10 protein-coding genes are annotated in these 14,716 nt (G+C 31.8%); 1 reads left to right on the top strand and 9 read right to left on the bottom strand.

Translation table 11 applies throughout. The annotated features are described in order from the left end of the window. Positions 1-13: 13 nt before the first annotated feature. Both DMR38_RS08680 and DMR38_RS08675 read right to left on the bottom strand, forming a co-directional pair. Complete coding sequence (locus DMR38_RS08680; protein ID WP_127720900.1) at positions 14-562, bottom strand: MarR family transcriptional regulator; 549 nt, start codon at positions 560-562, stop codon at positions 14-16. 182 nt (positions 563-744) lie between these two features. Further along, a complete protein-coding gene (locus DMR38_RS08675) occupies positions 745-1,449 on the bottom strand; it encodes a 4Fe-4S binding protein (RefSeq protein ID WP_127720899.1) in 705 nt (234 codons plus the stop codon). Between the two features lie 784 nt (positions 1,450-2,233). On the opposite strand from DMR38_RS08675, the gene DMR38_RS22125 reads away from it, so the two are divergent. Next, complete coding sequence (locus tag DMR38_RS22125) at positions 2,234-2,671, top strand: helix-turn-helix transcriptional regulator (RefSeq protein WP_207670781.1); 438 nt, start codon at positions 2,234-2,236, stop codon at positions 2,669-2,671. A 5-nt stretch (positions 2,672-2,676) separates the two neighbouring features. Here the strand turns inward: DMR38_RS22125 and DMR38_RS08665 are convergent, their stop codons facing one another. The 7 genes from DMR38_RS08665 to gltB all read right to left on the bottom strand — a co-directional run bounded on the left by DMR38_RS08665 (position 2,677) and on the right by gltB (position 14,650). Next, positions 2,677-4,173 carry a hypothetical protein gene (locus DMR38_RS08665; RefSeq protein ID WP_127720897.1) on the bottom strand — a complete coding sequence of 499 codons (1,497 nt, stop codon included), beginning with the start codon at positions 4,171-4,173 and terminating at the stop codon, positions 2,677-2,679. Positions 4,174-4,288: 115 nt separating this feature from the next. Then, positions 4,289-4,744, bottom strand: a complete 456-nt coding sequence (locus DMR38_RS08660; RefSeq protein WP_127720896.1) for a GyrI-like domain-containing protein — start codon at positions 4,742-4,744, stop codon at positions 4,289-4,291. 233 nt (positions 4,745-4,977) lie between these two features. Beyond that, positions 4,978-5,835: an HRDC domain-containing protein gene (locus DMR38_RS08655; protein WP_243124502.1), complete on the bottom strand. Its 858-nt coding sequence runs from the start codon at positions 5,833-5,835 to the stop codon at positions 4,978-4,980. A 348-nt stretch (positions 5,836-6,183) separates the two neighbouring features. Then, positions 6,184-6,663 carry a 23S rRNA (pseudouridine(1915)-N(3))-methyltransferase RlmH gene (gene rlmH / locus DMR38_RS08650; RefSeq protein ID WP_127720895.1) on the bottom strand — a complete coding sequence of 160 codons (480 nt, stop codon included), beginning with the start codon at positions 6,661-6,663 and terminating at the stop codon, positions 6,184-6,186. 88 nt (positions 6,664-6,751) lie between these two features. Continuing rightward, positions 6,752-8,143, bottom strand: a complete 1,392-nt coding sequence (gene pepV, locus DMR38_RS08645) for a dipeptidase PepV (protein ID WP_127720894.1) — start codon at positions 8,141-8,143, stop codon at positions 6,752-6,754. Between the two features lie 520 nt (positions 8,144-8,663). Next, on the bottom strand, positions 8,664-10,097 hold the full coding sequence (locus DMR38_RS08640; RefSeq protein WP_127720893.1) for a glutamate synthase subunit beta: 1,434 nt from the start codon (positions 10,095-10,097) through the stop codon (positions 8,664-8,666). Between the two features lie 11 nt (positions 10,098-10,108). Further along, positions 10,109-14,650, bottom strand: coding sequence for a glutamate synthase large subunit (gene gltB, locus DMR38_RS08635; protein ID WP_127720892.1), 4,542 nt, complete (start codon positions 14,648-14,650; stop codon positions 10,109-10,111). Positions 14,651-14,716 lie beyond the last annotated feature (66 nt).

Here is a 14,716-nt window from a genome sequence, read left to right as displayed (position 1 = left end):
AAATTATTAATCTCTATTTGCCCTTATTTCTTAGTCCTTCAAACTCATTTAATGCTTTTATTTTGGAATCATTTCTAAATTCACCAATTTTATAGTCAACTTCTTCTTCAAAACCATTCTGTTCTTCACCATCAAAACTATATAATTTCTTTAATAATGTCCATAACATTTCCATTTCTTCGATTGAAAGGTTTTTGGAAATATCAGCAAGAAATCTTATTGAATTTTCACCGCAGCTTTTAATAATCTGTTTTCCCATTTCTGTAATTTTAATATTAACTGCACGCTTATCCAGCTGACTAGGTACAGAAATGATATAACCTTTATTTTCTATAATAGCTAGCACTCGTTTCATACTCTGTTTTGTTGTTCCTAATATTCTAGCAATATTATTAATGCTTGTCTCATTTTCTGGCAAATGAAGAATTGCTACTAAAGCCATAACTTGCCTACTTGTTAAATGTTCATAATATCCATCACCTTTTACTTGAAGTTTATTAGTAAGCGAAAAAATTGTTATATAAATTTGTTGCATTAAGAATAATGTATTGTGATTGTTCATAGATATCTCCTTTTATTTAGACATGATGCTGTCTAAATATTAGCATAACACTAAAGTCTAGTCAATATTCTGTCTTTTGTTCATTTAAGTAGCTTTATCTGGTGACTACCTAATATAACACTCCCATTTAAATTACAAACCAATGTAACACATTCATATATCAATGTATTAAAGCCACTTACCTACTTTGTCCACTTTATTTTCAACGCATCACATTTACATTGATTTAAACATTCTCCACATTTGATACACTCATTAGTATTCCATTTATTATTTTTAACCATATTAGCTACATCAAGACCCATCAAACAATGCTCAGTACATTTTCTGCATTTAGTACATTTATCACTTTCACTTACTATTTTCAAGGTAGGTAACTTAAAAAATCTTCCTATCTTAATTCCAACATAATTAAATATATACATTGGACAGATGTATCGGCACCATGTCCTTTTGCCTGCTGCTATTGTTATCAAAATAATAGATATGGTTACTATATAGTATCGAATTACGTCATGTACGCTGCTTATGGAAATTTTAGTGTTTTGCATATGGTAAGGCAATATTATTCTTTGAAAACCACTTATTGCTATGGGTGCTACTATTAAAACTAGAAAAGCACCTCCTGTTAATAATTTCAAATTAGGCAACTTACCTTTGGAACTAGTATTAGGCAGCAAATCTTGTAACGCACCAAAAGGGCATATATAACTACACCACGCCCCTCCAAAGAAAACTGCAAGTAAAATCATTAATCCAAATATAATGTGCATACTTGTAAATGTTTTTTCAAAACTTCCTTGTACTATAAGAACTGGTGAAAAATAATTTAACGTAATTGGTAACAAAAAAAAGGATAAAAAACTGATTTTCTTTCTTAATTTCATATGTATACCTCACTTATAATTTTTTTAATCATACAAAAGCTTATTTAGAATAGCATGTGCTTTCATAAATCATTAAAACATCAAAAATAAGCAAGTAACAATAGGCAAAAAACCCTTTATTGCATAAAAAATAGGGATAGGGAATACTCCCTACCCCTGAATTTACACAGTTTTTATACTCTTGACTAATAATCATTATGTCTAAATCCCTTGAATTCTAAAATCATCTGTTCTATACTATATATTGCATTTGAGAAAAGATTTACTCCATTAAATCTTTTCTCAAAGTAAAATGTAACGAAAGGACATCTTTTTTATGAAAGATATTCATTTACTATTTTGTATTATTTCATTATTTACAGGTGTATCATCTATTTCAATTTCCTATTTTATCTACAATAGTAATAAAAAAAAGTCTCTAAAATTTTTCATAGCATTAAATCTTTCTTTTTTTGCTATTCAAAATTCAATAACATTAGGATTATACTCAAAATATGTAATTCAAGTAAGTTCATTTATTCCATGTTTATCTAAGTTTTTAGATATTGTTGGCACATCATTTAGTTCTTTATCAGGATTGTTCTTAATAAATTATCTTTTTGGTATACAAATAACAAATTTTAAGAAAACATTATTCATTTCCATTTTTGTATTTCAATTTGTAGGAATAACAATATACTATTTATTTAGCACCTACTATATTTTTAAGTTTGTAGTACGAGCTTCTATTATTGCTGTAATTGTATACGAGTTATTTATTGGACTAACAAGTTATAAACAGATTGTGAATAAGGATTTAAAACAAGCAATAAAATCTTTTATTCTATTAACTATAATATTTCTGCCTTTAATAATATTCGAATCATATAGTTCTTACATTCATTTCATTAAAAATATGGATATTTTAAAAATAGCAGCACTTCCTTCTTATTTCCTTGCAATTAATATTTTTAATCTTAAACTGGTTTTAAAATATTTTAACGCTCCAGCATTTATTGCTAATAATAAACTTACGGATTACTTTAAGCAAAAATATAATATTACAGAAAAACAAGGTGAGATTATAGAACTTATCATGGAAGGAGTAACATATAAACAAATTGCTGAAAAACTTTTTATATCGCCTAAAACCGTTGATAATCATATACAAAATATTTATAAAAAATTAAATGTTAATAGCAAAATGCAGTTATCAAATTTTATACGTTCAAATGAAAAATAAAATTATTAATTCATTTTCTCTTCTAAATACTGCCATGTTACTCCATTATCTTTTGATTGGTACAAAGCTTTACATCCTCCATTATAATCTCCATCAGATCCCTGTCCAACTAAAACATTGATATTTCCATCTTTCTCATAAGGTATTCCAGGTAAATCAAAGGGATTATATGTTTTACCATCATTTAATGCTACTTTCACCTCTGGAAAATTTACCTTTTTATAAGATTTTCCTCCATCTTCTGTGCGATATAATTGCCCCTTACTTCCACCACTATAAGATAAACATAAAAATCCAAGCTTATTATTTAAAAATGTTATTCCTGCTGCTGATCCAAGGGACCCTGAAAACGGATCTTCATTTATTGTCTTCCATGTTTGCCCACCATCGATAGTACCAGTTAATGAATAAGATCTACTACCCGCTGCAGCTGCTATTACTTCTAAACGATACCCAACTTGCTTTGATAAATAAAATTGATCTTCAGCATTATTTGATTGATTAGAGCTCTCTTTATTGTCCTTTAAAGGTCCTGATGTTTTAATATTATTTAAATCACCTGTTAAGTTGTATCTAACAGGTGTATATTTACTTTCTTTGCCCGGTACAAATACAGAAACAGTATATCCTACTATTTCAGAATAGTCATCATTAACAGCTGAATTTGTATTTCCTTTTGAGTCAATATAAACAATACCATCTGTATTATATCCAAAACTTCGTTTACCAGAATAGAGAATACCATACTGTTCTTCAGGCCAATTCCTCACTGTTTTCTTAAGTGGAATTACTTTCATTGTCTTAATTAATGGTTCTAAAAGTTTGTCATCATTATAATTTGCATTTACATAACCTTTCAAATATATAGTTATATTTCCCGAATTTTTGATATTATAACTAATTAAATAGCTTTCTAACTCACCTTTAGCATTTTTTCCATAAAGGAATGTATCAAAAGATGTAATTTCTCCATTAGAATCAAATTTAAGACTAAAGTTATTTACAACATACAATTTTTCTGGCATATGAACTTTTTTATTAATATCTGCAAATATCCCTTCTATACCACTTTCATATATATTATTATGTTCAAGCTTTACAGTTCTTTTATTTTTTAAATCTCTTAAGAACCATGATAGCTTTCCATTGTAATTTATTGCACTATGGTATATTTTCACTCCATAAAAACATGTTATAAGAACTATAATTATTATAATTGTACAAGTCCATATAGTTTTGCAACGCGAATAGAAATTATGTCTATCTACATTCTGGTCAGCTACAAATGCTGGTTTTTTCGCAATTCTAATTATTAGAATTATAAACCAAGCCAAAAAGAATACCATACATCCCAATAATACAGTTATATTATTTTTAAATCGTCCAAATTTACATAAAGTATATAACTCGTAAAATGCAATCCAATATACTAGTGTAAATATTGACCAACTTATCATTGATGAAATTAATCCTCTCTTTGTAATTTGCTTGTACTTTCCCATTTTTCTCTACACTCCATTTTATTTCTATAGGATTTATATTTTCTATATATTATACTGCAAATTTAAAGCTGCATTAAGGGTCATGCAGCTAAATTAGGATCTGTTTTAACATTTTCTATAATATTGGTGTGCAAATTTCGCAATAATGTTTATTTATCATCTGCACAGCATAACGTTCAAGAATAGGTCTTCTGTAATCAAATTTATAATTTCTTTTTGATAACTCCGAAAATATCTCCGTCCATGCTTTTTTCACAGCATCTACTGTATGGTTTATTTTAAATACACAATATTTACCGCCAATAGTTTTTCCAAATTTAATATAATTATTATCAACTTTAAATTCATCCGAAACAACTAAACATGTATCATAACGGCAATCTTTAGGTTCTGTGAATTGAGGGTTATCTTGAGCTATTCCTAATATAATTGAACTTTCATTAAATAAATTTTTTTCTCTAGCCCAACTTTTTAATTGTTCCATTATTTGAACATTTTCTGAACCATAAGGACCCGTTCTTCGTATATAAGCAATTTTATATGATGGTATCATTTCAATATTAACATTCATAAATTTACCTTCTTTTTAATAGATTACATCGATGTCTGAATCCATCATATAATGATTTAAAATGTATTTCAACTTATTTTTTAAAATTGGTAGATTACTATTTATCTATATACTATACAAATAATTCTTAATTTTATATTTAATTGAATAATTTGGTTTTGAACGTTTTTCATCCAGTACAAAAGAAAGAATACAAATTAACAAAATCCATTAGCAATTTTCTATTCAATAATCTAATATTTATCTATAATTTTCAAGATATCATCGCCATACTTATTCACCTTTACCTCACCAAATCCAGCAACTTTCTGTAGTTCTTCTTTGTTCCTAGGCATCTTTAAAATTAAATTCTTTAATTGATTATTATTATAAATGAAGTAAGGTTTTATTTTTTCTTCACGACTCTTATGTAATCGGTATGCTTTTAATTCTTTAAAAATATCGGTTTCTTCTACTGTAACTTTTCCTGCTGTTATAGTGTTTCTCTCTGATACTGGAGTTGGTACTTCTTCATCTGACTTCTGTGATGTTGTTATATTAATTTTATACTGTTCGTATTTTCCAGTATAATGATTCTCAACATTCTTATGTAAATCTAAGTAAGATTGAGCCCAATCTAACATTCTATCTTCTGAATTAGTTGCTACTTTAGAATTTTCGTACATTTTCTTTATATATTTAACCAATTGATCAGCACGGATAACTTTTTCTTTTACTTCTTTCTTTGCATACTTTGCATTAAGTACAGTTTTGGGATTAGCCAAAACTACTACTGATTTATTAAAATCTTCAAAGTATCTTCCTGCCATATATTTCATCAATATATTATTCTTGCTGTCTGTCCTAATTTTCTTCATTAATTCTAAATGTCGTTGATTCTGTGTGATAGGTGAATAAATTCCCTCTTTTCTCTTTCTACCACCAAATTCTATAGTACGAACAAAGTCGCCCCTGCTATTAATTTCAATATTTCTATAAAGATTTTTACATTCGATAACAAAGCAAATCTTCTTTGTAAACACAAGATAATCTATCTGGGCACTCAAATCCACATCCTTAAGATAAATATCATGCAAAATATACATTGGCATATGACTATTCTTTAATTCGAACTTAATATTCTTTTCTCCTGCAATTCCATATTCAAGGCATTTTATATCTTGTTTTATTATATTTTTCCCCTCTCCTCTGCACTAAGTAAAGGTTCCAATGCTTTAAGCTTTTCTAATTGTACTTCTGCATCACTGCTTTCCTTAAGAAAAACTGGTTCTTTCATTCTATTAAATAACCCCATTCTATTGTTCACCTCACGTATGATATAAGCATATTGTACCATGTCTTACAAGCATTAGTACAATTGAATATGTTGCCTGTGGGCTACTGTGGTGGCTATCACTCATCAAACCCGCTTATATCCACATTTCCCACAAAAATCCTTGTCATTTGTGGTAAGGTTCACCTTTCATTATCTTAAATCCCCTGTATATCTGCTCCAAAAGCATTACCCTAAAGAGCTGATGCGGAAAAGTCATCTTGGAAAAACACAGCTTGTAATCAGCCCTTTGTAAAATTTCCCTGGAAATACCTAGAGAACCTCCTATTATAAAGGCAATATTACTCCTGCCTTGAAGTCCTAAATTTCCAATGAAATCAGAAAACTGTTCAGAAGTCATAGTGTTTCCCTTTAAATCCATTGCTACTACATACATACTATCACTTATGTGCTTTGATATTCTTGTTCCTTCTTTTTCCCTTATAATATCTTCATCTTTTTTAGAAGCATTTTCTGGAGTCTTTTCATCTTGAACTTCCACTATATTGATTTTACAGTATCTAGACAACCTTTTTGAATACTCCTCTACTGCATCTTTTAAATACTTTTCTTTCAATTTTCCTACAGTAATTATTGTTAAATTCATACTTTTCTCCATTTCTAAATAGTAACATGTACTATATCATAAAAATAGCACGAATTACTCGTGCTATTTCATCTTATAAACTATAGAATTATTTTGCAAGTTCATATATTGCATGGGCATATATTTTAGCATTCATTACTAGGTCGCCAATTTCAATATATTCATTAGCCTGATGATCAAGGTCTGGTTTTCCAGGGAATATTGGTCCAAATCCAATTATATTCGGAAGTTCCTTAGCATAAGTTCCTCCGCCTATTCCATAAGCCTTTCCCTTCTGACCAGTCTCATCATTATAAACCTTAAGAAGAATTTTAACTAACTCACTATCTTCTGCAAAATAAAGAGGTTCATCAGATTCTACTCTTTCTATTTTAGCACCACACTCTGCAAATTTCTTAGAAAGGGTATCCATGATCTCTTCACCTTTCTTGGTAACAGGATATCTCATATCTAGCCACAAATCTGCCGTCTCTTCATTGATTTCAGCAACTCCTACATTTAATGATAATTTTCCTGATGGTTGATCTTCACAGGCTATTTTTAGTGAAGTACCTTCTGTTTCAAATCCAACATACTTATTAAAGAAATTTATATAGTCTGCAAGAGGGCAAGATTCTTTTGCAATAGTTCCTAAAAAGTCAAAAGTCTGCATTACAGCATTTTTGCCTAGTTCAGGCATACTTCCATGAGCTCCTACTCCAAATGTATGTAAAACTAAATCGCCATTTACAATTTCAGTTTTCATATTGTATCCCTTTTTATCTGCAAATTCCTTTATTGCTTTAGCAATGCTTCCCGTATCTTTTGCAGCTATTACAGTTTCACATTTATCAGGAACCATATTAGGTCTTATTCCACCTTTTAATGACTTAATTGTAATCCCACAGCTGCAGGAGCTTAATTTTTTAACAACATGAAATCTTCTTATACCCTTTTCCGCATTTATAAGTGGATACATGGCATCTGGTGTAAATCCAGATATTGGAGCTTTTTCTTTCTTATTATAAACATGCATTTCAGAACTTCCTGTCTCTTCATTTGTTCCAAAAATAACCCTTACTTTTTTTGAAAGCGGCATTTTAAGGTCCTTTATAGCCTTTAATCCAAAGAGAGCTGCCATTGTTGGTCCTTTATCATCCAATGTACCTCTTCCAAAAATCTTATCTTCATGTATTTCTGCTCCATAAGGTGGATGAATCCAATTATCTCCTTCTGGCACTATATCCATATGTCCCAGAACTGCTACATAATCTTCTCCTTCACCATATTCTGCATATCCGTAATATCCTTCTTCTTCTTTATATGTGTGAAATCCAAGTCCAGCTGCAATTTCAAGAGCCTTGTCAAGTGCTTTTTCTGGTCCTTCACCAAAAGGCATGCCTGGTTTTTCTTCATCTTGAGTACTTTTAATTTTAACTACCTCTTGAGTTGCCTTAACCAACTCTTCTTTCATTTCATCAACTTTTTTGTTAATTTCCATCTGTATTCCTCCTATTCTTAATAACCCTTATAAACAGAGTTCTTTGCATCAGATAAAGTTTTGACTCCACCTGATGATTAGAAATCGTTATCCAAGGACGTAGCTGCTCGCAACGTACATTTGAAAAAGCAGATATCTCAAATTCTTCGATTTGGTGACAGTCGCTTTCCCAGAATGTGTGGGAGTATTAGAGCCGGTAGTCATCGGACAAAGAGTAATCTAAATTTCAATATTTTTAAATATATAAATGTTATATTATTTGTTTTTTAACATAATTTATCTAATATAATTATTGTATACCGTTTTCTATGCTTTTTCAATATATATGAATTATTTATTGAATATGCTTATTCTAAGTGCTGAATTTTATTCAATTATCGGTCAAAATTTTTACAATAATGAAAAATTTAAAGAGTGCTATTAAATTTTTGCTTCAATAGCACTCTGAACTAGATTTTTTTAAGTGTTAACAGGAAAAAATTCATCATAACTCTTAACTCTTAATTTTCAATTATTAAAATTATCCTCTGAGAGATGTTTCTCCCATTAAATATTTATCAACATTCTTTGCCACTCTTCTACCATCATTTAGTGACCAAACTACAAGAGATTGTCCACGTCTCATATCTCCTGCTGCAAATACCCCTTCTTTTGCAGTCATATAATTCACATCCGTTACCACATTACCTCTAGCATCATATTCTACTCCTAGACTGTCAAGCAATCCTTCATGCTGAGGATGCAAAAATCCCATAGCTAAAAGTATCAAATCAACTGGTTGTTCAAATTCTGTACCTGGTACTTCTACCATTTGTCTCTTGCCATTATTATCTTCCCACTTAACCTTTACACCTTTAAGTGATTTCAATACACCTTTTTCGCCTACAAGCTTTTTGGTATTTATACACCATTCACGTATACATCCCTCTTCATGGGAAGTAGTAGTTTTCAGAGTTTTTGGGAAAACAGGCCACGGCATTGTTTTATCACGATTTTCAGGTGGTTTTGGCATAACCTCATATTGATAAACCTCTTTAGCTCCCTGCCTTATAGAAGTACCAATACAATCGGAACCTGTATCTCCTCCACCGATAACAACAACTACCTTTCCTTTGGCATTTATTTCTTCTTCCGTAATTTTCTTGCCAGAAACTCTTTTATTTTGCTGCCTTAAAAAGTCTACTGCAAAATAAGTTCCCTTAAGTTCTCTTCCTTCCACCTTAAGGTCTCTTGGAATAGTAGAACCTCCCGTTAAAACAACAGCATCAAAATTATCTAAAAGCTCATTTACATCGTAATTTACTCCTACATTTGTGTTTGTTTTAAATATTATTCCTTCTTCTTTCATAATATTTACTCTTCTGTCCACTACATATTTTTCAAGTTTAAAATCAGGAATACCATATCTTAAAAGTCCACCAACTTCATCTGCTCTTTCAAAAACAGTAACAGTATGACCTACGGAATTAAGTTCTGCAGCAGTTGAAAGTCCAGATGGTCCTGAACCTACTATAGCTACCCTTTTTCCAGTTCTAACTTTTGGTGGATTAGGTTTTATCCATCCTTCTTCAAAAGCCTTTTCGATTATATTAAGTTCTAGCTGCCTTACAGAAACAGGTTCTCTATTTACTCCAAGTGTACAAGAACCTTCACAGAGAGCAGGACATATTCTTCCTGTAAATTCAGGGAAAGTGTTAGTTAATGAAAGTCTTTCAAACGCCTTGTGCCATTCATTCTTATATACAAAATCGTTCCAATCGGGAATTAGATTTTCAAGAGGACATCCCCAATTACAAAAAGGAGTTCCACAATTCATGCACCTTGCTGCCTGTACATTCAATTTATCCTTAGGAAGCTTATAGTATACTTCTTTATAATCTTTTACCCTTTCCTTTACAGGACGTTCTTTTGGATTTTCTCTTTTATATTCTTTAAAACCAGTTATTTTTCCCATAGTGATACCTCCTACATATTAGAAGCAGCAACTGCTTCTAATTTGGTTTGTTCCAGTATAAGTTTATACGCAGTAGGTATTACCCTCTTAAACTTGGTTTTATATACATCCCATTTTTCAAGAATCTTTTTAGCTTTTGCACTATTTGTATATTTATAATGTTCCTGTATTAAACTATATACTGTATTTACATCATCCTCATCTTCCATTTGTGCAATCTCAACCATTTCCATATTGCATTTTCTATCAAAAGAATCATCTTCATCAAGTACATAAGCTATACCACCGCTCATACCAGCTGCAAAATTTCTTCCCGTTTGACCTATAATAACTACTCTTCCGCCAGTCATATATTCACAGCAGTGGTCTCCTACACCTTCAGCTACAGCTATAGCACCACTGTTTCTTACTGCAAATCTTTCTCCTACAGTACCATTTACAAATACCTTTCCTGATGTAGCTCCATATAAAATAGTATTACCTGCTATGATATTCTCTTCTGCAACAAAGGTTGCCTTTTCAGGAGTTTTTATAACTATTTTAGCACCGGAGAGACCTTTCCCAACATAATCATTGGCATCCCCTTCAAGAAGTAGAGTAAGTCCGTTTATTCCAAAGGCTCCAAAGCTCTGTCCTGCTGACCCCTTAAAATTTAACACTATAGTATCTTCTGGAAGTCCCTTGGCACCATATTTCTTTGCAATTGTTCCGCTTAGCATTGTTCCAACAGAACGATTTACATTTTTTATCTCCAGATTTGCAGTAACTTTTATCTTATCCTGCACTGCATTTTGTGTCATTTGAATAAGTTTATAATCTATTGCCTTATCAAGTCCATGATCCTGTGGTATTACACAGTAGGATTTAATTCTCTTTGGCATGTATGGTTTATAAAGTATGGCGGACAAATCCAAACCTTTAGCTTTCCAATGAGTAATAGCCTGTTTTGTCTCCAGCATATCTACTCTTCCAACCATTTCATTCATTGTCCTAAAGCCAAGTTTTGCCATATACTCTCTAACTTCCTGGGCAATAAAAGTAAGGAAATTTATTATATGCTCTGGTTTTCCTTTAAAATTCTTTCTTAATTCAGGATCCTGGGTAGCTATTCCCATATCACAAGTATTTAAATGGCATTTTCTAAGCATAGTACATCCCATTACTACAAGGGCAGTAGTTGCAAAACCAAATTCTTCAGCTCCAAGAAGTGCTGCAATTGCAACATCTCTACCTGTCTTTAGCTGTCCATCTGTTTGAATTCTAACTCTGCTTCGCAAATCATTTAACAGTAGTACTTGTTGTGTCTCAGATAATCCAAGTTCCCAAGGTATTCCTGCATTTTTTACAGATGACATAGGTGATGCCCCTGTGCCTCCATCATGGCCACTTATAAGTATTAAATCTGCATGGGCCTTCGCAACTCCAGCAGCAATTGTTCCTACTCCTACTTCAGACACAAGTTTTACACTTATAGCTGCACTAGGATTTACATTTTTTAAATCATATATCAATTGAGCTAAATCCTCTATTGAATATATATCATGATGAGGTGGTGGTGAAATAAGATCTATCCCTGGAGTTGAATACCTTATTTTGGCAATATACTTATTAACCTTCCTACCTGGGAGCTGTCCACCTTCTCCTGGTTTTGCACCTTGTGCTATCTTTATCTGAATTTCATCTGCGTTTGCCAAATACTCTGTAGTTACACCAAAACGTGCTGATGCCACCTGTTTTATGGCACTTCTTCTGGAATCACCATTTGGATCTAGTACATATCTATCAGGATCCTCTCCACCTTCTCCAGTATTGCTCCTTCCACCTATTCTATTCATAGCTATAGCTATAGTTTCATGAGCTTCTTTGCTTATGGAACCAAAGGACATAGCTCCTGTACAGAATCTTTTAAGAATTTCACTTACTGGTTCAACTTCTTCTATAGGTATTTCATTTCCCTTTTTAAATTGAAACAAGCCTCTTATTGTACATAAATTTTTATCTTGTTCATTTATTACTTTAGCATACTGCTTATACATACCATAGTCATTAGTTCTTGATGCAACCTGAAGTTTGTATATAGTTTCAGGATTAAAGAGATGAAACTCTCCTCCTTTTCTCCATGAATAGTTACCACCTACATTGAGTTCGGAAATAGGTTTTCTTATTTTATTAAAAGCATTTTTGTGTCTTGCAAGTACTTCCCTTGCAACTACATCAATACCTATACCGCCTATTCTAGATGATGTACCCTCAAAATACTTATTTACAAATTCTGAATCAAGACCTATTGCTTCAAATATCTGTGCACCATGATAACTTTGCAGCGTGGATATACCCATTTTTGAAAGTATTTTAAGTATTCCTTGATTTATAGCCTTAATATAATTTTTCTTTGCTTCTTCTGGTGTAACTCCAACTATATCATTTTCCTTTATCATTTCATCTATAGTTTGATATACAAGATAAGGATTAACTGCAGAAGCACCATAACTTATTAAAAGTGCAAAATGTGTAGTTTCTCTTGCTTCTCCAGTTTCTACAATAATTGAAACTTTCGTACGTGTTTTTTCTCTAATTAAATGGTGCTGCACTGCTGAAACTGCTAGTAAACTTGGTATTGCAGCCTCATAAGAATCAACATTTTTATCACTTAAAACTAATATATTGTATCCTTCTTTTATTCTCTTTGAAGCCCTCTCGCAAATTTTTTCAAGAGCTTCCTTAAAACCCTCCACTCCTGTATCACATTTAAATGTAATAGGAATAGTTGTAGTTTTAAAGTTTTTGTCTCTCAAGCTCTTTATTTTTGATATTTCCTCATTAGTTAATGTAGGACTTTTTATCTCTATAAAAGGATCATTTGAAATTTCTCCATCTTTACCATTTAATATATTAGCCTGGGTAGAACCTATATAATTTGCAAGAGACATTACTAATCTTTCTCTTATAGAATCTATAGGTGGATTGGTTACTTGTGCAAAAAGTTGTTTGAAATAAGCAAAAAGCAATTGATTTTTATTTGAAAGCACTGCAAGAGGGGTATCATTTCCCATAGAGCCCACAGGCTCTTTACCATCCTTTGCCATAGGCCCTATTATTTTGCTCAAATCTTCAAGAGAGTAACCAAAAGCCTGTTGTTTTTCCTTTAATACTTCAGGAGGTATTTCTTCCCTTGTCCTAACTGCTTTAAACATATCAAGAGTATACTTTAACTTAGGAAGCATTTCTTCATAAGGCTTACTCTTGCATATATCTCTTTTTAATTCTTCATCGTCTATTATTCTTCCCTGGGCAGTATCAACCAAGAACATTTTGCCTGGTTTTAATTTTCCCTTTTCCTTTATATCTTCATCTTTAAATTCTAGCACTCCTGTCTCTGATGCAAGTACTACAAGGCCATTTTTAGTTATCATATATCTTAAAGGTCTTAGTCCATTTCTATCAAGAGTAGCACCAACTTGTACACCATCAGAAAATGCAACCGCAGCAGGTCCATCCCAAGGCTCTACAAGAGAGCCATGGTACTCATAAAAAGCTCTTTTATATTCTTCCATATATTCATTTCCTTCCCACGCTTCTGGTATTAAAAGCATAAGTGCATGTGGTAAGGATTTTCCATCTTCATATAATAGCTCCAATACATTATCAAGAGATGCAGAGTCACTTCCCCCTTCACTTATTATTGGGAAGAGCTTCTTAATGTCCTTTCCGAAAGCCTCAGATTTAAGTACACCTTCACGTGATCTCATCCAATTTCTATTTCCTCTTATGGTATTTATCTCACCATTATGTCCAAGAAACCTAAAAGGTTGTGCCAAATCCCAAGTTGGAAAAGTATTTGTACTGTACCTTTGATGTACTAGTGCAATGGCACTTTTAAAATTTATATCATTTAAATCAATATAAAATTTCTTTATTTGATCTGCCAGTAATAATCCTTTATAAACTATAGTTTTACTTGAAAGACTGCATACATAAAAAGATTTTGCTACAGTAGCCCCAAGAGTTTTTTTAACTTCATTTTCAACTTTTTTTCTGATTACATAAAGTTTTCTTTCAAAATCAGTTTGATTTTGTGCATTTTTGCCTATAAATATCTGTCTTATAATAGGTTCAGTACCCTTAGCTGTTTCACCTATGCTTCTGTTATCTGTAGGTACATCTCTCCAGCCTAAAATTTTCTGTCCTTCCTCTTCTGCTGCCCTTTCAAGTATTCCCTCACACTGCAGCCTTATTGCAGTCTCTTTTGGAAAAAATACCATACCTACAGCATATTCACCCGGTTCAGGTAATTCTATCCCTAAATTGTCACAATTTATTCTAAAAAATTCATCTGGAATTTGGACAAGTATACCTGCACCATCTCCTGTTTTAGTATCAGCTCCCACTGCTCCTCTGTGAGTTAAGTTAACTAAAATTTTAACACCTTTTTTTACAATATCATGGGTTTTTTCACCTTTTATACTGGCTATAAATCCTACCCCACAAGAATCCTTTTCATAAGCAGGATCATATAATCCTTGTTTTGAAGGGAATCCTAAATTATATTTCATGTTTTCAGCCCCCGTCTAAATTTTTTTGAACAAAAATGCATTTCTCTAGCCCCTAGAAATGCATTT

Source organism: Clostridium sp. AWRP, from assembly GCF_004006395.2.
Taxonomy (GTDB): Bacteria; Bacillota; Clostridia; order Clostridiales; family Clostridiaceae; genus Clostridium_B.
The sequence above is the reverse complement of the archived record's forward strand: the minus strand, read 5'-3'. Positions and strand labels throughout refer to the sequence as shown.